We start from the raw sequence: 19,521 nt of genomic DNA on the forward strand, positions 1-19,521 counted from the left end.
GGGACGTGATGAGGAGCCTTACCGGCCGGGCGAACAGGCTGTCGGCAGCGGTGGTCTGCGCCGTTCTGACCGTGTGCGGCGTCCTGGCGGGCGCCGGCTGCGCTGCCGTTCCCCCCCGGGACTGGCCGATGTGGGGATACGACGCGGCGCGCAGCGGCGCCACCCCGATGAGGATACCGAAGAGACTGCATCTGCAGTGGCTGCGGCGTCTGGGCACGCCGCGCCCCGCCTGGCCCCTGCAACTGGACGACATCGGCAAGCTCGACTTCGACCTGTCGTACACGCCGGTGGTCATGGACGACCTGGTGTTCGTGGGCTCGATGGTCAGCGACCGCGTCACGGCCTACCGGATCGACGACGGAGCGGAGGTCTGGCGCTTCTACACGGATGGGCCGGTCCGCCTGGCGCCGGCCGCATGGGACGGCCGCATCTACCTCGTCTCCGACGACGGGCACCTGCACTGTCTGAACGCGCAGACGGGCGAGCAGTTGTGGCGCTTCCGGGCCGGACCGACCGACCACCTTGTGCTGGGGAACTGCCGCGTCGTGAGCATGTGGGCGGCCCGCGGCGGCCCGGTGGTCAAGGACGGAACGGTCTACTTCGCCGCCGGCGTCTGGCCGTTCATGGGCACCTTCGCGTACGCCCTGGACGCGGCGAGCGGCGCGATCGTCTGGCAGAACACGGGGGAGTCCACCAACTGGCAGCGACAGCCCCACGGAGGCGCCTACTCCTTTGCCGGCATCTCGCCGCAGGGCTACCTGGCCGCCACCGAGGACCGCCTGGTGGTCTCCGGCGGCCGCTCCACCCCGGCGCTGCTCGATCGGCACACGGGCGAACTGCTGTATCTGGACGTCTACGGCAGGGGAGTGGGCGGGTACCGCGTGGAAGCCGACGGCGAGCACTTCTACAACCACGGCGCCCGCCACCGCCTGGAAGACGGCCAGCGCGACGGCGACGGACTCCTGGTCAACGAGGTCCTGCTGGAGCGCGCCGAGCGCGTGGCCGACCGCGTGGACGGCCCCATCTTCACCGTGCTGGCCGCCAGGGGACGCGTCCTCCTGACGACGGCCGACGGCACGCTGTACTGCTTCGGCCCCGAGGTCTCGCAGGACCCCCTCGTCCACGACGAGCGGGCCGGCTTCGTCGGCCGGGCTGCCGTTTTCCCGCCGCCCGACGGCGAGCGGGGGGCCGCCATCGTCCGCCGGGCCGCCGCGATCGGCGGCGGGTATGCGCTCTTCCTCGGCGTCGGCGACGGCGAACTGATGGAGACCGTAGCCCGGCGCACGGAGCTGCACCTTGTGGGCGTCGACCCCGACCGGGAGAAGCTCGAGGCCCTGCGCCGCCACTTCGACGACGCCGGCCTGTACGGCACCCGGATCGCGCTGCTCCCCGGCCGGGCGGCGGACCTGAAGTACCCGCCCTACATCTCATCGCTGATCGTGGTCGAGGACCCGGCCGCGTGCGGCCTCTCGAACGACGAGGTGTATGAACTGCTGCGCCCCTACGGGGGTGTGGCCTTCGTCGGAGACGACGTCCTGGTCCGTGAGGGCCCGCTGCCCGACGCAGGGCAGTGGACCCACCAGTATGCCGACGCGGCGCGGAGCGCCGTCAGCCGCGACGACAGGGTGCGCCTGCCGCTCGGGCTGCTCTGGTACGGCACCGTCAGCAACAACAACGTGCTCCCGCGCCACGCCGCCGGCCCCCGCCCCCAGGTGGCCGGCGGGCGGCTGGCGATCCTGGGCGTGGAGTGCATCGGTGCCCGGGACGTCTACACGGGACGCGAACTCTGGGTCCGCTCGTTCCCGGGAGTCGGCCATCCGTTCACCAACCTCGAGTTGGAGGAGAAGTGGCGCGCCGGAGAGGACGTCTACATGAGCAACATCCCCGGGGCCGCCTACATCGGCAGCCCCTACGTCACGCTGCCGGACAGCATCTACCTCCGCTACCGTGGCCGCATCCACCGCCTGGACGCCGCCACGGGGGAGACGCTGGCCGAGTTCCCGCTCTACCCGGAGGGCACGCCGCCGCCCAATGACTGGGGCCCCGTCAGCGTCTGGGAGAACCTGCTGATCACGTGCACCGATCCGCACGAGTTCGACGACCGGAAGCTCGGCTGGAGCGAGAGCTGGAACGCCACCTCCAGCAGCCGTCTGGTGGTCATGGACCGCTTCACCGGCGAGGTGCTCTGGACGAGGGCCGCCCGGATCGGCTTCCGCCACAACGCCATCGTGGCGGGCAACGGGCGCGTCACGGTGATCGACGGCCTCTCGGAACAGGCGCTCGAGTTCATGGAACGCCGCGGCGCCGCCCCCGACGCCGCCTCCCGAATCATCTCCATGAACGCCCCCGACGGACGGGTCCTCTGGGAGGCCGACAGCGATGTGTTCGGCACCTACCTGGCCTACAGTGAAGAACACGACATCCTGCTGGAGAGCGGCAGCGCCGACGGACGCCGGAGGCTGCCCGACGAACCCGTCCCCAACGTCACGGCGCGGTGCGGCGCCGACGGCCGCACCCTCTGGACGGGCACCCTGCAGTTCCCGGCCGCCATCGTCGGAGACCTGCTCTTCCCCGCACGGCCGGGCGAGGCACTGAACCTCCGGGACGGCACCCCCGCCGCACGGCCCCACCCGATCACCGGCGAGGAGATCACCGAGCAGTACTGGAAGGCCTACGGCTGCGGCGCCGCCAACGCCAGCACCCACATGCTGCTCTTCCGCTCCGGCGCGGCCGGGTTCTTCGACCTGGAACACGGCAGCGGCACGGGCAACTTCGGCGGCTTCAAGAGCGGCTGCACCGCCAACCTCATCGCCGCCGACGGCGTGCTGAACGCCCCGGACTACACGCGAACCTGCCGCTGCTCCTACCAGAACCAGACCTCCCTGGGCCTGATCCACATGCCCGACGCCGACCTCTGGACCGCCGTGACGTTCGGCCGCGGCCAGGGGCCGATCCAGCGCCTGGGCGTGAACCTGGGCGCCCCGGGAAGCCGACGCGCCGACAACGGAACCCTGTGGACGCCATACCCCTACACCGGCGCCCCCGGGCCGGACCTCGGCCTGCTGGTCAACACCGTCGACTTCGTCGACGTCCCCGTGCGCATCGTCGGCGTCTCCGCCTCCTCCGGTGAGGACCCCGCCGGCACGATCGACGGCAATCCCGCCACGCGCTGGCGCATCGGCGACGACCGGCAGGGCCGGTTCGACCAGTGGATCGCCTACGAACTGAACCAACCGGCGGACATGGACTGCCTGGACCTGGCCTGGGCCGGCCCGCGCGGTACCCGCCTGCAGATCCAGACGAGCCCGGACGCGCAGGACTGGACAACCGTCCTCGAGATGAAAGGACAGGGGACGGGGCGGGAGGCGCGCACCTGCACCCTCGCACCAACCCGCGCCCGGTGGCTGCGCCTCACGTTCGGCGAGCACGACGAGCTGCGCGAGGACGCCAAGGGGGAACGGCTGGCCGAGTCCGCCTCCGTCTACTCCCTGCGATTGGGGGGGCTGGTCGACCCCGACGCCTATGCCTACTTCCTGCCCAAGCCCGTCTTCCGCAAGCACACGCGCCTGGTGGACGGCGCCGACGGGCTCCGCTGGGTGGCCGCCTCCGGCATCCGGGGCCTTCGCTACTTCAGACTGCAGAACGTCAACCCCGGCGGGGGGCTCTACACCGTCACACTGCACTTCGCCGAGCCCGACGACCTGCGTCCGGGCCAGCGGGTGTTCGACATCCGCCTGCAGGGCAAGGTCGTCGCCGAGGAGTTCGACGTGGTCCGGGAGGCCGGCGGCCCCGACCGCGCCGTGACGCGGACGTTCACGAACGTGCCCATCGCCGAGTCGCTGCTGCTGGAACTCCAGCAGGCGCCCGGTTCCCCGCACCCTCCGCTCCTCTGCGGAGTCGAGTTGGTTCAGGAAGGATAGTCGGAAGACGCGGCATGAACGGCAGGTTCTTCTCCAGCCCCGGGGGATCAGAATGACCAGGGGATCTTGGCTCTGCGTCGGCGGCGTGCTGCTCGCGGTTCTCGTCGTCTGCACGCGGGCAGCGTCTGCAGAAGGGCCGCCGCCGGCGACCGTCAAGGTGGCGGCCGTGCAGTTCGTCTCGGTGATGGGCGATCCTGAGGGCAACCGGGCGCGTCTGGAGCCGCTCATCCGCGAGGCGGCGGGGCAGGGGGCGAAGATCATCGTCCTTCCCGAGACGGCGATCACCGGCTATCTGTCGCACGACATCAAGACCACCTGGCAGGTGCCCGGCCGGGCCGTCACGCCCGGGCTGGCCGGTGCCTCACCCGCTGCCGCGGCGGAGACCGTCCCCGGCCCGTCCACGCGTGCCTTCGCGAAGCTGGCGGACGACCTGGACGTCTACCTGACCGTGCCCGTGCTGGAGGTCGATACGAAGAGCGGGCAGCACTTCAACACCGTCGTCCTCGTCGATCCCGGCGGTGCCGTCCTCCTGCACTATCGCAAGCTCAACCCCTGGCCCTATGCGGAGCGCGGGTGGGCCGACAGGGGCGACCGCGGCTACGCCTACGTCGACACGCCCTATGGGCGCCTGGCGCTGCTCATCTGCTACGACGTCAACTTCGAGCCGCCCGTGCTGAAGACGAAGAAGGTGGACATCCTGCTGTACCCGATCGCGTGGGTCGACGACGAGGGCAGCGACTGGTTCGATGCCCGCCTGCCGGCCATCGCGCGCGAGAACGACATGGCCGTCGTCGGCGCGAACTGGACGGTGCCCGAGAAGCCGGCCTGGCACGGCTACGGCCGGAGCCGCATCATCGACCGCCGGGGCAATATCCTCGCGCGACCTGCCGGCGATCTGGGGGAAGAGGTACTGTACGCCGAGTTGCCGGTCGCACCACCCTCCGGCAGGGCTCCGGCTGGTGAATGACCGCGTGCACAAACGGCCAGGGCCTCGGAGTTGTCGGGGCCGTACCGGCCCCCTCCGTGGTTCGCCCGCGCTTGTTGCTGTCCATTGCCCGCTGTAGGATTCCGGGGATACGCTGCGGCGTGCGGGCCGCAGGTTGTCCCTTTCGGAAGGACCTTTTCATGAACAGCAAGGAACGCGTTCTGGCGGCGTTCGAGTTTCGGCGGCCGGACCGCATCCCGCGGTTCGATGGGTTCTGGGAGTACCCCGACTCGTGGGCCGAGCGCTTCGGCCCGCGGGAGGACCAGACCGACATCTCCATCTGGGTGCCCGACGAGGGCGTCTTCCCCTCGCGCGTCCGCGTTCTGGAGGAGACCGCCGAGCACACCATCCGCGTCGATTCCTGGGGCCGGACCGTCCGCCGGCACAGGGGCGCGCACTTCGACGAAGTCCTCGCCGTGCCGATCCCCGACGGGGTGGACCCCGACACCGTGCAGTTCGATCCGCCCGACCTGCCCCTGCGCTTCGAGCGCGGGCAGAGCGAGACCGTCGGGTCCCGTGACCTCGCGCGCGACAAGGCGCGGTTCTGCGTGTTCGGCAAGACGGGCGGCCCGTTCCTGCGCACCTCGTTCGTGCGCGGCGAGACGCAGTTCCTCATGGACATGGCGGGCGATCCGCCGCTGGCCCGGGCGCTTGTCGACAAGCTGGCCGATCACTTCATCGGCATCGCAAGGGCGCAGATCGAGCGCTGGTGCCTGCAGGAGACCGGCGTCTGGATCTATGACGACATGGCCATGAACCAGGGCCCGATGTTCAGCCCCGCCTCGTTCGAACAGGTGCTCCTGCCGGCCTATCGACGCATGGTGCGCGAGTACAGGGCCGCCGGCGCGCGCTACGTGATGTTCCACTCCGACGGCAACATCCTGCCCGTGCTCGACATGCTGGTGGACGCCGGCATCGACGGCATCAACCCGATGGAAAGGCGCGCGGGAATGGACCCGGCCACAATCCGCGCGCGGCACCCACGGCTCATCCTCACGGGCGGCATCTGCAACGTCGAGACGCTGCCCCACGGGCCCGCCGAGCGGATTGAGCGCGAGGCGCGGGAACTCATCGACATGGGGCGGGACGGCGGCGTGGTCATCGGCCCGCACTCCATCGGCCCCGACGTCCCCATCGACAACTACGCGGTCTACCGCCGCACCTGCCTGCAGTACGGCGTCCTGGCGTGATCCAAGCGGAAGGAAAGGGTGGTGCGGATGGGGGGATTCGAACCCCCATGAGCTTGCGCCCACTAGGTCCTGAACCTAGCGCGTCTGCCAGATTCCGCCACATCCGCACAACGCCCACATTCTAATCGAGCCGACGGGCGCGCGCAAGTTCACGCGCGGGGCACCTCGTCGCCGGCGGCGGCGCTGTGGAGCCAGAAACGCACCAGGAAGCCGTAGGACAGCGCCGTGGTGCCCGCAAGGCACCAGAAGAGCAGGGCCTTGCCGCCCGGCAGGGCACGCCCGGTCGACTGGAGCAGCAGGTGCGCGTAGGCCAGGCCGACGAAGCCCGTCTGGAGGCAGAACTTCGTCTTGCCCATCCAGTTCGCGCCGAGGGGCCGGGCGGGGGTGGACCGTGCCTGTCGGACGGCCGTGACGGCCAGCTCGCGGGCCATGTTGAGCAGCGCGAGCCACAGCGGGACGAGGCCGCGGTCGGCCAGGACGAAGAGCACGCAGAGGACCAGGATCTTGTCCACCAGAGGGTCCAGCACGGTCCCGAACGTCGACTGCGCGTGCAGCCGGCGCGCCAGGTAGCCGTCGAGCCAGTCGCTGGCCGTGGCGACGGCGAACAGCAGCGCGGCGGCGGCAAGCGGCAGGGGGCGGTGGGCATAGGTGAGTGCGACGATCGCCGGCACGAGCGCCAGGCGGGCCAGCGTGATCGCGTTCGGGAGGCTCCGGGCCGCCATGGGAGGGGCTCCGCGAGGAATCGACGGGATCGACGGTGACCGCGCGGCCGGGATCCGGGTCAGGACTGTGCGGGGATCTGCGGCACGATGTCCAGCGTGATCTCCGGGAAGTTGCGGTATTGCCAAATCCGGCCGCGGTCCCATTTGCCGTTCTCGTTCACGTCCAGGTAGCCGTCTCCGGTGTCCGCACGGCCGTTGAGGTTCTGGTCGGTCTCCAGGGGTTCGTCGTTCAGGAGGAAGTGCCTGCCGCCGCCCATGCGGCCCTGCACGTGGTCATACACGCGCAGCATGGCCGCCCCGGTGTCCAGGGCGGGAGATGCCTGGAAGCGTCCCATGTCGCCCGGGAGGAACCGGGCGAACGGGAGCATGGAGACGAAGATCAGGAGGGCACCGGTAACGACGACGGCGTTGAGCAGCCCGGCCGCCGGCCCGGCGATACGGTCGACCATGCGGATGGCGGGGATGCTGGGCACGGTGTAGGTCACCTTCAGCCATCGGCCGAGGAAGAGGATGCCTCCGAAAAGCAGGGCGAACGAGATGGCCTCGAAGTAGCCCCTGGCCATCGGGTCGTTGCTCACGAACGCGGCGATGACGCCGGCCAGCTTATCGCTGAACGTCATGGCGCAGAGGAACCCGAAGAAGTTCCGCACCAGGGCATACGTGGAGAAGAACAGGCCGTCGCGGTAGCCGGCGATGGACATCAGCACCAACAGGGCCAGAACCAGAAGGGTGGCAAGCGTGCCGCTCATCGTGTTCCTCTCACACAGTTCAACCCTTGAGAACTCGGCGCACTTCATCCAGTGTGGTCAGGCCGGCGGTCACCTTGGCGATGCCGTCCTGGTACATCGTCCGGAACGCCGCCTTGCCGGCGGCCTCGCGGATGCTCTCGGCCGAGACCTTGGGCCGGGTCAACGCCTCCTTGACCGCGTCGGTCAGGATCAGCATGCCGAAGAGGCCCGTACGCCCCAGGTAGCCGGAGTTGAGGCAGTTCTCGCAGCCGACGGGGCGGAACCAGTGGCCCGGGTCCTCGGGGGCGATGCCCAGCTTCTGCAGCATGGCGGGGTTGGGCTCGACCTCCTCGCGGCAGACGGTGCAGAGCTTGCGCACCAGCCGCTGCGGCACGACGCAGGTGAGGGCCCGGTTCACGGGGTCGGGGCTTCCCGCGAGCTTCGCGAGCTGCACCACGGCCTGGGGCGCGTCGATGGCGACCAGGCCGCCCAGGGTCAGCCCCTCCTCGCAGGCGAAGTGCAGGGCCTTCCCGGCCCGCTCGGGCTCCTCGAGCGAGTCCAGCAGGATGGCGCCCGGGCCCTCTCGAAGCAGTTCCTCGTAGAACGCCCCGAACGGCCGGTCGGTCGGAATCGTCCAGTCCCGCACGTGCTCCACCTTGTGCCGGGCGAAGCTCAGAAGGGCGATGTCCGTCGTGAATGCGTCGATTGCCCCGGCCAGTGCAAGCAGGGTCGTCGTCTTGCCGGACTCCGGGGGACCGCAGACCAGCAGGGCGCCGCGGTTCTGGGTGACCGTTGCCCGCATGCGCTTGATGATGGACTCGTGCGCACCGAGCGCCTCCAGGCCCTGGGCGTGCAGGTCGAAGGTCCAGTCGGGCAGGGCGAGCGTGAGAAGGGGCTTGCCGCCGGCTGCCGCGATCTGCACACCCACCTGCGCCTCGCCCATGCCGGGCAGGTCGGCCGACAGCGTGCCGGTGCCCTGGCGCATGCGCCCGCCCTGGGCCAGGCCGGCCAGGTCGGCGGCAAGCGCCATGATCTGGTTGCCGAGTTCCACCTCAAAGCTCTCCACGTTGTGCAGGACGCCGTCCATGAGGAACTGGGCCACGAACGTCTCGCCCGCCGGCTGGATGCGGACCTTGCGGCTCCTGGTGGCGCCGGCACGCAGGACGAACTCCAGCAGGACGTCGGCGGCTTCCGACAGCGTCGGCTTCTCCTGGAGGACGTCCTCGGTGGTCCGGCCCGTCTCGTTCTTGAGCACGAAGGCCGGGCCCTGTCGGCGCGCGCGCGACGGCAGGGCCGCCAGCTTGCCGAGGCCCGGCACCTTGCCGACGATCGCGGCCCAGCGATGGGAGCCCAGAAGGCGGTGGCGTTCCGGCACGACGCGGTCGCGGAGCACAACGTACGTGCAGAAGGCGGCGGCAACGGTCACCAGCAGGAAGAACCCGAACGCACCGTGCACCAGCACGGACAGGGCCAAGCCCAGCCACCCGCCCGCCAGCAGGACGGTCGTGTAGATGGTGAAGTCGATCCCGACGCCCCGGGCGTCATCGCAGACCCACGAGGTGGTGTAGAGCCAGACGGCCGTCGCCACGATGACCAGCACGAGCCACAGGGGGTTGATGAAGAAGGCGCCCTGCGGCGCCGCCTCCGTGGCCTCCGCAGCGGGCACCTCGGCCGGGGCCGCTTCGGCCGGCACGTCGGCCGCCGCCTCCGCGGCCGGCGCCTGCGCGGCCGCCTGGCCGAACGCCACGCCGCCGGCGAAAAGCAGCGGGAGGAGGGCGATCAGGAGCGCCACGCTGAGCCTGCGGGATCGAGAGGCAATGGTCGTGTTCATTCCGGGGCGTCCGTTGCTTAGCCAATGGATCGGTGGGCGATGTCGATTCCCTTCAGGGCCATCTCCAGTGCGTCCTTGTTGGGCGCGTACTCGCGAGCCACCTTCTTCTCGATGAAGCCGGTGCGGATCATGTCCACGAACGACTGCGTCCAGGTCTGCATGCCCTCGTCGCGACCGACGGCGATCAGGTCGCCGATGCGGGCGTCCTTGCCCTCCTCGATGGCCTTGCAGATGGAGGGGTTCGAGAACATGAGTTCGACGACGGGCACAACGCTGACGCCTTCGCGATAGGATGGGATGAGCTTCTGGCAGATGATGCCGCGAAGGTTGAAGCTCAGGCTCTGGCGGATCAGCTTGTGCTTGGATGGCTCGAACAGGTCCAGGATGCGCCCCATCGTGCCGGCGGCGCTGGAGGCGTGCAGGGTGCCGAAGACCAGGTGGCCGGTCTCGGCGGCCGTCAGGCCGGCCTGGAAGGTCTCCGGGTCTCGCATCTCGCCCACGAGGATCACGTCGGGGTCCTCGCGAACGGCCGCACGCAGGGCGTCCGGCCAGCTGTGGCAGTCCAGCCCCAGCTCACGCTGGTTGACGATGCTCCGGGCGTCGTGGTGCAGATACTCGATGGGGTCTTCGATCGTCAGGATGTGGCAGCGCCGCTTGCGGTTGATCATGTGGAGCAGGCTGGCGAGCGTCGTCGACTTGCCCGAACCCGTGATGCCGCAGACGAGAACGAGGCCCTGCATCTCATCGGTGAGGCGCGCGAGGCTGGCCGGCAGGTGGAGGTCCTCCAGGGACGGGATCTTGTCGGTCACCAGCCGCGCGGCAAGGCTGAGTTCGCCGCGCTGGAGGAAGAGGTTGACCCGGACGCGCCCCTTGGCGAACGTGTGTCCGAGGTCCAGGCTGCCCTTCTGGTAGAGTTCGGTCATGCGGTCATGGCCGAGCCACTCTTCGACCAGGGAGTAGATCTGCTTGCCGGTCAGGGGCTCCATCTTGGCGCGGTGCAACTCGCCGCCGATCCGGTAGATGGGCGGGTTCCCTGCCTTCAGGTGCAGGTCGCTGGCACCCAGCTCAGGCAACTGGTTGAACAGGACGTCGAGCTTGATGCCCTTTTCGGTCTCGGCCATAGGGATCCTCCCGGGAGCCGATCGCGCGGCCCGCCGTCAATCGTGATAGCAGAGGTCCTGCCAGTACTCGGACTCCGACAGGCGACGTTCGATGTCCACGCCGAAGGCGTCCCCGATGGGCTGCAGTATCTCCGGGTTGGCGGCCCAGACAGCCCGCGCCGCATCCAGAACGACCTGCAGGCCGCGCTCGGTCATCTTGCCGAGCGGGCGGCGCACCGGTCCGACGGGCATTCCGAGCACTCGCATCAACGTCTTGACGGGCAGCGGGTTGCGCGCCTTGCACGCGCGCGGCCCGTAGGCGCTCTCTTCCTGCGTCTTCACCGTCACAATGTCGAACAGCGGCCTCAGGGCGGCGCTAAGCCGGTCGGCCTCGACGGCGTCTCCGTCCAGCAGGGCGCGCGTCAGACGGGAGACGGCGGCCGGAGCCACGTTGGACATAACGCTGATCACCCCGCAGGCCCCGATCGCCTCGTCGGCCATCATCGATGCGGTGATGCCGTCGTCGCCACTGAAGATCTGGAACTCCGGTCCGCAGAGCCGGCGCGTCCGGCGCATGTTGTCCGGATTGCCGGTGGCTTCCTTGACGCAGCGGACGTTCGGGCACTCCTCGGCCAGCAGGGCCAGGTCCTCCGGCAGGAGCTGCGTGCCCGTGCGGCCGGGGATGACGTAGGGGATGACCTGAACGTCGGCGAACTCGCGGGCGAGCGGCGCCATGTACTCGCGCCGGATCTCGATCGAGCTGGGGCCGTTGTAGTACGGCTCGACCAGAAGGACGGCGTTCACACCGTTCCGCACGGCGTGGCGGGTGCTCTCGGTGGATTCCGCCGTGCTGTTGGACCCGGTGCCGGCGATGGTGCAGGCACGGCCGCCGACAATCCCGGCGGTCTCGGCGATGATGCGGGTGTGCTCGGCCCAGGTGACCGTGGGGCTCTCACCGGTCGTCCCGACGGCCAGGATGCCGGCCACCCCGCCTGCCAGTTGGAACTCCACCAGTTCGCGCAACGCCGCGTAGTCGACCTCGGCCCCATCCGCGCCCGCGAACGGCGTCACGCCCGCGGTATGACACCCCTCAGGAACCCGATACACCAATGCATCCCCCTGCCAACCTGAGGCACCGACGCCCGACGGCACGCTCGTGCCGGATCCGTAGCGTCATTCTATCGCCGCACGGCTTGATGTCAAGGAAAGCGGCGCGCCGCGGGCGAAAGCCGGCGCCGCCATGGGCGCACCGCGCTCGAGCCGGAAGAGCGTGCAGACCGGCAGGGTCTCACAGGTAGGGCAGGAGCGCCAGGAAGCGCGCAAGCTTGACGGCCCGCTTCACCATGCGCTGATGGCGGGAGCAGTTGCCGGACCGCTTCTTCCCGAACAGGGCCGCCTCGCCGGACACCAGCCGCTGCAGGTTCTCCAGGTCCTTGTAGTCCACAGCCTGAATCTTGTCGCGGCAGAACCGGCAACGGTTCTTACGGGTTCGCCTCGTCCGTTTGCGTCGGGCCACTGCGCACGGGCCTCCTTCGGGTATGCGGTGCTCGTCACGTCCCTGGAAACCCCGGTGATCCGGGGATGCCGGGCAGGAACCGACATGATAGCCCCACGGCGGGCGCTTGTCAATCGCATGCGGCGTCCGTGCATGTCCCCGTGCACGCGGTGCACGCGCGCCGTGGTGGGCTCGCGGGGCACGCCGAGGGAGGCGGCGTCAGAAGCCGTCTGCGGCCTCGCGGCCCGGAGGCGGTCCCTGTTCCTTCAGGGAGTCCAGGTCGATCTTGTAGCGTTCCAGCTTGTTGTAGACGGATTTCTCGCTGATCCCCAGCAGGCTGGCCGCCCGGCGCTTGTTCCCCTCCGTCTGGCGGAGGGTCTCGATGATGCAGAGCCGCTCCACTTCCTCCAGCGGCGTGCCGGCCAGTATCCTCAGCTCGCCGGACGATGGCTCGCCTGCGGCCTGCACGCAGTCCGGAAGCTGCTCCGGCGTGATGGAGCCGTTCCGGCAGAGGACCAGGCTGCCCTCGATGATGTTCTCCAGCTCCCGTACGTTGCCGGGGTAGTCGTAGTTCATGAGCACCTGCATCGTCTCCGGCTCGACCGCCGGCACGGAGCGGCCGTTGCGCCTGGCGAAGCGCTCCAGGAAGTGCTGCACCAGCAGGGGGATGTCCTCCTTGCGGTCCCGCAGGGGCGGCACCTCGATGGTGACGACCTTGAGGCGATAGTAGAGGTCGAGACGGAAGCGGCCCGCCTTGGTCGCCTCCTCCAGGTTCTGATGCGTGGCCGCCACGATGCGGACGTCCACGGGGATGCGCTCATGGCCGCCGACGCGCTGGACGGCCCGGTCCTGGATCACGCTCAGGAGCTTGACCTGCAGGTCCAGCGGCATGTCCCCGATCTCGTCCAGGAGGATCGTGCCGCGGTTCGCCTGCTCGAACAGCCCGATGTGCTGCTGAAGGGCGCCCGTAAAGGATCCCTTCTCATGGCCGAACAGCTCGCTCTCCAGCAGATCGCGGGGGATGGCGCCGCAGTTCAGCTTCACGAACGGATGACGCGCGCGCGCGCTGTTGCGGTGCACGGCGAAGGCCACCAGCTCCTTGCCCGTGCCCGTCTCGCCCAGGACGATCACGTTGCTGTCGACTCGGCGGACCAGGTCAACGCGCTCGAACACCCGCATCATCAGCGCGCTGTTGCCGATCAGGCGCTTGCCCCGCTGGCCCACGGCCAGCAGACGACGGGTCTGGAGCGTCCCATGGCTCTTGAGAGCCTCCCGGCCGGCGCCGTCGATCGCCTCGGCCAGGCTCGTCCGCTCCAGGGGACGCGACAGGCAGCGGTAGGCGCCGAGCTTGATGGCGCGCAACGCGTTGTAGGCGTCGCCGGTCTCCGCCACGGCCACGGCCATCAGGTCCGAGTGGCGGTTCCCCGCCTGCCGGAGCAGGTCCAGGCCGCAGGCCTGCTCGTCGGAAACGTCCACGAGCAGCACGTCGACTCCGCACTCGCGCACCGCCCGCATGGCGGCCGCCGCGTCCGCGGCCACGAGCACACGCGGATACCGCTGCTCCAGAAACTGACAGAGCTTGTCACGAACAGGCGAATCCGACTCAACCACAAGGACCGTCAGACCACACCCCATCGTTCCTCCCCCCCCCTGGCGCCCATCCGACCCCTGCCGAGCGCCGTTCGTCCATAGGCGCCTGCGGCGCCCGACCCATCTGACTACGGCTGCCATGGTACGATGCGGCGAGGGCGAAGTCAACTCGGGACATGCGGGCTTCCTCAGATCGCGGCCTCGTCCCGCCTCGGCCCCCTCGCCGCAGGCCGCCCCGACGCCAGGAGGGCGCACAGGGGACGGAACCAGTCGTCCGTCGCATACATGTGCACGTGGCGGACGCCGCACCCGGTGAGATGTTCGGCCGTGCGGACGGCGTCACAAACTCCGCCGGAAAAGCGGCCGACGGCGCGGAGGATCGGTGCGCCCGTCTCGGCGTCCCGACCGGCCACGAACGCCCGGCCGCCCGCAACCGCGGCCGGGGCGACCTCCAGGCGGACCGCCCGCAGGTCGTGCTTGCGCGCACACGCGGCCAGGCGCCTGCACACCGGGGCCTCGCGGAGGGAGGGGCGGTGCAGGAAGTCGCTCAACAGCAGGATGACCGCATGGCCGCGAAGGGCGCGGATCCGCGACAGCACCGGGCGGATGTCGGTCGTTCCGGCGCCGGCCGGCGCACAGAGGGCGCGGCTCACAATGCTGAGGACATGGCGCTCGCCGCTGCGGCACGGGATCGCGCGCACCGCGTCTCCCCCGAAGAGGAACGCGCCAACCCTGTCCCCACTGCCCGCCGCCGCCAGGCCCACGGCCGCCGCCAGGGTGCAGGCCGCCTCGCGGGGCGTCCGCCCGGCTGCGCGCACGTCCATCGAGGCGCTCACGTCCATGGCGATGACGACGTTGACCTGCCGCTCCTCGGCATACCGGCGGACGTACGGGCGCGCACGCCCGGCGCTGGCCGGCCAGTCGATGCGCCGCACGTCGTCGCCCGGCTCGTAAGGCGTCAGCTCCAGAAACTCCAGGCCCGACCCGCCGACGGCGCTGCGATAGGCGCCCGCCAGCGCCGTGCGCACGCGGCGCAGAACGTGCAGGCGCAGCCGGCGAACGCGCGCAAAGACGTCCGGCGGCACGAGGGGCACGCAATCAGACATCCCCGGCCTCCCGGATGGGGGAGAGTGCCTCCGCCCCGCCGGATGCCGTCAGCTCCACCACCACGGCCTCCGGAGGACAGAGGAGACGGAAGGGGGTGGCCGGGGAGGCCCCCAGGCCGTTGCCGAGCACATAGGTCGTGGGGCCGCTGCGGAAGGCGCCGCTGGCCAGGCGCCCGGGCAGGGTGGAACGCGTCACCAGGGCCCCGACGATGGGAAAGCGCACCTGTCCTCCGTGGGTGTGCCCGCAGAACGCCAGGCACGCGCCGCGCCGGCCGGTCTCTTCGCGCACATCCGGGCTGTGGGAGAGCACAACGACGGGCAGGCCGGACGGAACGCCCGCCCAGGCCGCCGAGTGGTCCGGCTCCTCCACAAACGCGTCCTGGAGCCCGACGATCGCCAGGCCGACGCCCTCCTCCGTGCGCACGACGCACGACTCGTCCTCCAGCACCCGCACCGAACCGGCGGCGAGCGCCTGCTTCACGTCCGCGGCCGGATTTGCCCGCGAACGCTTCCTGCGCCTCCACCGGGGCAGCAGGCGCATATAGGCTTCGGAGACGCCGTAGCGCCAGTAATCGTGCCCGGCCAGCACGGCGAAGGAGCCCAACCGCGGCTGGAAGACCCGCACGGCCCGGGCCAGGCTGCCCACGCCGCCCGCCCGGTCGATCAGGTCGCCGGTCCAGACGACCAGATCGTACGGTTCGCGTCGGGCCAGGTCCTCCAGGAAGCGCAGGATCGGCTCGTCGCGGCCGTGGAAGTGCGTATCGCTCAGGTGGAGCACCTTCAGGGCGGGCAGCCCCAGCGCCGCCGCATCGAATCGGAAACGGCGGGTCCGGAAGCGGCGGGGCTCGACCCAAACCGCCCAGACGGCCACGGCCAGGCCCGCAAGCAGGGCCGGGAGCAGGATCGCTGCGGGAATGGTCATGGAACTGACACCGCGGGCCGTGGTCGCGTAGAATGGTGCGGGAACAGGCTCCACCCGGAGGTCAATCTACCGTCCGCATCCGGGCGGTGTCAAACCCGCACCGAACGAAGGTGGTGGCCATGCTGTGGCGGCTCATGCTGGTGATGACGCTGGTGCCGCTGACCGAGCTGCTTCTGCTGCTCCGTCTCGCGGACCTCTTGGGCTTTGTCCCCACCGTGGTGCTGGTGGTCGGCACGGGCGTCGCCGGAGCGGCGCTGGCTCGGGCGCAGGGCCTGCGCGCGGTCGAGGGGATACGCCGGAAGCTCGAGCAGGGGGAGATGCCGGCCGACGATCTGGTCCACGGCCTTCTTGTGCTGGTGGCCGGCGCGCTGCTGCTGACGCCCGGCGTCATGACGGACACGGTCGGGTTCCTTCTGCTCGTTCCCCCGGTCAGGGCGGCCGTGGCCGGATGGATGAAGCGCCGGCTGTCCGCCCGGCTGGCGGGCGGTCGGGCGTTCATCCATGGGGGGTGGGAGTTCGGACCGATCCGGGAGAAGCCGCCCGACGGCGCGCCGCCCCTTGAGGACGTGGAGGAGCCGTAGAACCCCGGCCGGCTCAGGCGGGGTCAGCGGGCGGGGGGGGCCTCGCGCCCCGGCAGCATGCGCACTTCGACCGACCGCGCGTGCCCCTCGAGCCCCTCGGTACGGGCCAGCCGGGCGATGGTCTGTGCGTCGTCCTCCAGGGCGGTTCGGTCGTAGCGGATCACGGCGACCCGCCGCAGGAAGTCGTTGGCGCTCAGGCCGCTGGCAAACCGGGCCGTCCGGCTCGTCGGCAGCGTGTGCGATGGCCCGGCCACGTAGTCGCCGACGGCGACGGGCGTGTACAGTCCGACGAAGACGGCGGCCGCGTTGCAGACCTTCTCCGCCACGGCCTCCGGGTCGCCCGTCATGATCTGCAGGTGTTCGGGCGCCAGCCGGTCGGCGACCTCCGCACATTCGTCGATCGACCTGCACACGATGACGGCCCCGTATTCGCTCAGACAGCGGCGGGCCGCGTCGGGATGCGGCAGGCCGGCCAACTGCGCCTTGATGGCGCGCAGGGTGTCCTCGGCGAACGACTCCCGGTCGGTCAGCAGCACGGCCGAACCCGGGTTGTGCTCGGCCTGGGCCAGCATGTCCGCAGCCGCGCACTCGGCGTCGGCGGAGGCGTCGGCGATGATGACCACCTCGCTCGGTCCCGCCAGCATCTCGATGCCGACCTGCCCGAACACCTGCCGCTTGGCCGCGTTCACGTAGGCGTTCCCCGGGCCGACGATGAAGTCGACCGCCGGCACCGACGCCGTCCCGTACGCCAGCGCCCCGATGGCGTAGGCGCCGCCCAGGCGGTAGACCTCGTGCACCCCGGCCAGATGCGCGGCCAGCAGGCGGTCGTCCGACACGGTGCCGTCCGGGCGCGCGGGCGTGGCCATGGCGATGCGCCGCACTCCGGCCACGCGTGCCGGAACAGCCGTCATCAACACGCTGGACGCCAGGGACGCCGAAGACCCGGGGATGTAGACAGCCGCCGACCTCACGGGCCGGTAGCGCACCGAAAGCACCCGGCCCCGGTCATCGGTCGGTTTCGGAACGCGCGGCAGGATCGATTCCTGGAAACGCCGAATCCGCTCGGCGGCCAGTGTCAGCGCATCCACGAGGGCCGCCGGACTGCGCGCCACGGCGCCCTCGATCTCCTCCGGACGCACCCGGAGTTCGCCCGGCTCCAGCCGGCAGCCGTCGAACCTCTCGATCCCCTCGATCAGGGCCTCGTCGCCCCGCGCGCGCACGTCGGCCAGGATGCGCCGCACGGTCTCTTCGACAGGCTCGCCGGCAGCCTGGGTGGACGCGCGCAAACCCTCGTCCAGACTGAGCTTACGCATCAGCGACTGGAAACGGTGGTCGAACGCGGCGTCGTCCGTGCGCCATATGTGCAAGTGGGCCACCGAGACACCTCCGTGTTCAACGCGGGGACAGCGCGACGCCGCGCGGCCGCTCAGCCGGCCGGGTGCCGGGGCTTCTCGGACGGCAGGGCGGGGGTGTCGGGGCCGCCGGCGGTGTCCAGATCGTCCTCGACCTCACGCAGGCCCTGCTTGAAGGACGAGACGCTCTTGCCCAGGGACCGCATCACGGAGGGCAGGCGCGACCCGAACAGCAGCAGGGCGACCACGAGGACCACCAGCACCTCCCAGTGTCCCACGCCCCCGATGAACGCAACCATATACCGGGCCTCCCTGACCGAATGACGGTGCGTGCTGCCCGCCCGTTGCAGCATCCAGAGAGATTATACATCCCCGGCGGCCTGCCTGCAATCCGTGGACCCGGAATCGCCGGCCCATGCCCCGGGTTTGACGCCGCACCATCCGGCGGCTAACCTGATGGTCATGAGCCTCTCCACCGCAGAACTCGCCGCCGTTGTCCGCAATCTGAAACCGCTCCTGGAGGGCGGACGGATCGAGCGGATGGACCAGCCCGAAGCGGACCGCCTGGTGCTCTACGTGCGCAAGGGGCCCGCCCTGTACTGGGTGCTCCTGTGCACGCATCCGCAGTTCGCCCGGCTGCACCTGCTCACGAACCGGCCGCCCCGCAGCAAGCCGGCCTCCGGGTTCTGCTCGATCCTGAGGGATCACGCCACGACGGCGGAACTGAACGTCCTGCGCCGGGCGCCCGGAGACCGGATCGTCGTCGTCGAGTTCACCGGCCGTGACCGGCTGATGCAGCCCCGCCCCATGCGGTTGATCGCCGAGATGTTCGCCCCGGGCGGCAACTTCGTGCTGACGGACGAGGCCGACAGGATCCTGGCCGTCAACCGCCGCGTCGACTCGCCCCGGCGCCGGCTGGTGCCCGGGGCCGTCTACGAACTCCCGGAACCGCCCCCGAAGAGCGAACGGGACGCGGAGAACCGCTTCGATGGGCTGGCCGACGCCGGGGATGCGCCGGCGCTGAGCCGCGCGGTTCAGAGCCTCTACGCGACGCTCGAGGCCCGGGAGCGCCTCGAAGGACTGCGGGCCGGCCTGTCGAAGGCGCTGCGGGCGGCCGCGAAGTCCGCACGGCGCAAGGCGGCCGGCATCGGCCGGGCGCTGGACGAAGCGAGGAACGCGGACGCCATCCGGCGGCAGGGGGAACTGCTCAAGATCGCCCTGCCGAACGTGCCGCCGCGCCGCGACCGGATCGAGGTGGACGACGTCTTCGACCCGGCGCTGCCGAAGGTCGTCGTCGAGCTGAACCCCGCGCTCTCGCCCGAAGAGAACATCGAGTGGCTGTTCCGACGCTACAAGAAGGCCCGGGCAGGGGCCGACCGGCTGGCCGAGCGGGCACGGGAGGCCGAGGAACGGCTCGGCGCCGTCGAACGGCTGGCGAAGGACGCCGCCGACGCCCGCACGGAGGCGGAGTTGGCCGTGCTCCAGGACGCGGTTGAGCGGCTGGGAGTGCCGACCGGCCCGCGCTCCGCCGCCCGGCCCCGGCCCGCAGAGGCCGCGCCCCGGGGACCGCGCACGTTCCGCTCAGAGGACGGCTCTGAGATCCTGGTGGCCCGCAGCCGCAGGGAAAACGAGCACCTCACGCTCAGCATCGCCCGGGGCAACGACTACTGGCTGCACCTGGCCGACTGGCCCGGGCCGCACGTCATCGTACGGGCGCCCAGGGGGGAGGTCAGCGAGCCTGCGCTGCTGGACGCCGCCCATCTGGCCGTTCACTTCAGCAGGCTGCGCGGGGCCGACCAGGCCGACGTGCTCTACACGCAGTGCAAGCACGTGCGGCGCCTCAAGGGCGGCAGCCCGGGCCGCGTGAGCCTTGCGCGCGCCCGCACGCTGCGCGTGCGCATCGACCCCGAACGCCTGGAGCGCCTGCTCAGGCCCGCGCCCGCCGGGCAGCGCCGGGGCGGGCCGGGCGGCGGCCGTGCCGCGCGACCTTGACAATCGG

At 70.6% G+C, this 19,521-nt stretch carries 15 protein-coding genes, 1 tRNA gene and 1 pseudogene; 5 read left to right on the plus strand and 12 right to left on the minus strand.

Features of this window, described 5'->3' with window-relative positions; genetic code table 11:
- The first annotated feature begins 8 nt into the window (after positions 1 to 8).
- From GXY85_00495 to GXY85_00505, 3 genes are all read left to right on the plus strand, one after another.
- The gene (locus GXY85_00495; protein ID NLW49308.1) at positions 9 to 3,920 is read left to right on the plus strand and encodes a PQQ-binding-like beta-propeller repeat protein; all 3,912 of its coding nucleotides are present in this window, start codon (positions 9 to 11) and stop codon (positions 3,918 to 3,920) included.
- 52 nt (positions 3,921 to 3,972) lie between these two features.
- A complete protein-coding gene (locus GXY85_00500) occupies positions 3,973 to 4,887 on the plus strand; it encodes a carbon-nitrogen hydrolase family protein (GenBank protein ID NLW49309.1) in 915 nt (304 codons plus the stop codon).
- Positions 4,888 to 5,045: 158 nt separating this feature from the next.
- Complete coding sequence (locus tag GXY85_00505) at positions 5,046 to 6,095, plus strand: hypothetical protein (protein ID NLW49310.1); 1,050 nt, start codon at positions 5,046 to 5,048, stop codon at positions 6,093 to 6,095.
- A 19-nt stretch (positions 6,096 to 6,114) separates the two neighbouring features.
- Here the strand turns inward: GXY85_00505 and GXY85_00510 are convergent.
- The 10 genes and pseudogenes from GXY85_00510 to GXY85_00555 form a co-directional block, all read right to left on the minus strand.
- Positions 6,115 to 6,202, minus strand: a tRNA-Leu gene (locus GXY85_00510).
- Between the two features lie 42 nt (positions 6,203 to 6,244).
- Entirely contained in the window at positions 6,245 to 6,817 is a 573-nt protein-coding gene (gene pgsA / locus GXY85_00515) for a CDP-diacylglycerol--glycerol-3-phosphate 3-phosphatidyltransferase (GenBank protein ID NLW49311.1), read from the minus strand.
- Positions 6,818 to 6,876: 59 nt separating this feature from the next.
- Positions 6,877 to 7,566 (minus strand): CvpA family protein, encoded by a 690-nt coding sequence (locus tag GXY85_00520; protein ID NLW49312.1) that lies wholly within the window; start codon positions 7,564 to 7,566, stop codon positions 6,877 to 6,879.
- A gap of 1,603 nt (positions 7,567 to 9,169) precedes the next feature.
- Positions 9,170 to 9,376 (minus strand): annotated as a pseudogene (locus GXY85_00525) (hypothetical protein).
- A 17-nt stretch (positions 9,377 to 9,393) separates the two neighbouring features.
- Positions 9,394 to 10,497, minus strand: coding sequence for a PilT/PilU family type 4a pilus ATPase (locus tag GXY85_00530; GenBank protein ID NLW49313.1), 1,104 nt, complete (start codon positions 10,495 to 10,497; stop codon positions 9,394 to 9,396).
- Between the two features lie 36 nt (positions 10,498 to 10,533).
- Positions 10,534 to 11,583, minus strand: a complete 1,050-nt coding sequence (gene dapA, locus GXY85_00535) for a 4-hydroxy-tetrahydrodipicolinate synthase (protein NLW49314.1) — start codon at positions 11,581 to 11,583, stop codon at positions 10,534 to 10,536.
- Between the two features lie 181 nt (positions 11,584 to 11,764).
- The gene (locus GXY85_00540; GenBank protein NLW49315.1) at positions 11,765 to 11,992 is read right to left on the minus strand and encodes a 30S ribosomal protein S18; all 228 of its coding nucleotides are present in this window, start codon (positions 11,990 to 11,992) and stop codon (positions 11,765 to 11,767) included.
- Positions 11,993 to 12,190: 198 nt separating this feature from the next.
- The gene (locus GXY85_00545; GenBank protein NLW49316.1) at positions 12,191 to 13,606 is read right to left on the minus strand and encodes a sigma-54-dependent Fis family transcriptional regulator; all 1,416 of its coding nucleotides are present in this window, start codon (positions 13,604 to 13,606) and stop codon (positions 12,191 to 12,193) included.
- 143 nt (positions 13,607 to 13,749) lie between these two features.
- Complete coding sequence (locus GXY85_00550) at positions 13,750 to 14,667, minus strand: DUF58 domain-containing protein (protein ID NLW49317.1); 918 nt, start codon at positions 14,665 to 14,667, stop codon at positions 13,750 to 13,752.
- Complete coding sequence (locus tag GXY85_00555) at positions 14,660 to 15,589, minus strand: hypothetical protein (protein ID NLW49318.1); 930 nt, start codon at positions 15,587 to 15,589, stop codon at positions 14,660 to 14,662. Before GXY85_00555 ends, GXY85_00550 begins: the two co-directional genes overlap by 8 nt.
- Before the next feature lie 119 nt (positions 15,590 to 15,708).
- Here GXY85_00555 and GXY85_00560 point away from each other — a divergent pair, with 119 nt between their 5' ends.
- Positions 15,709 to 16,170: an FxsA family protein gene (locus GXY85_00560; protein NLW49319.1), complete on the plus strand. Its 462-nt coding sequence runs from the start codon at positions 15,709 to 15,711 to the stop codon at positions 16,168 to 16,170.
- Between the two features lie 23 nt (positions 16,171 to 16,193).
- On the opposite strand, the gene hisD is transcribed toward GXY85_00560, so the two are convergent.
- Positions 16,194 to 17,546 (minus strand): histidinol dehydrogenase, encoded by a 1,353-nt coding sequence (hisD, locus tag GXY85_00565; GenBank protein NLW49320.1) that lies wholly within the window; start codon positions 17,544 to 17,546, stop codon positions 16,194 to 16,196.
- A 50-nt stretch (positions 17,547 to 17,596) separates the two neighbouring features.
- Positions 17,597 to 17,821, minus strand: coding sequence for a twin-arginine translocase TatA/TatE family subunit (locus tag GXY85_00570; protein ID NLW49321.1), 225 nt, complete (start codon positions 17,819 to 17,821; stop codon positions 17,597 to 17,599).
- Between the two features lie 157 nt (positions 17,822 to 17,978).
- Between GXY85_00570 and GXY85_00575 the strand changes: the two genes are divergently transcribed.
- The gene (locus tag GXY85_00575) at positions 17,979 to 19,514 is read left to right on the plus strand and encodes a DUF814 domain-containing protein (GenBank protein ID NLW49322.1); all 1,536 of its coding nucleotides are present in this window, start codon (positions 17,979 to 17,981) and stop codon (positions 19,512 to 19,514) included.
- Positions 19,515 to 19,521: the final 7 nt, after the last annotated feature.

This window comes from Candidatus Brocadiaceae bacterium, assembly GCA_012728835.1.
Classification (GTDB): domain Bacteria; phylum Planctomycetota; class Brocadiia; order SM23-32; family SM23-32; genus JAAYEJ01.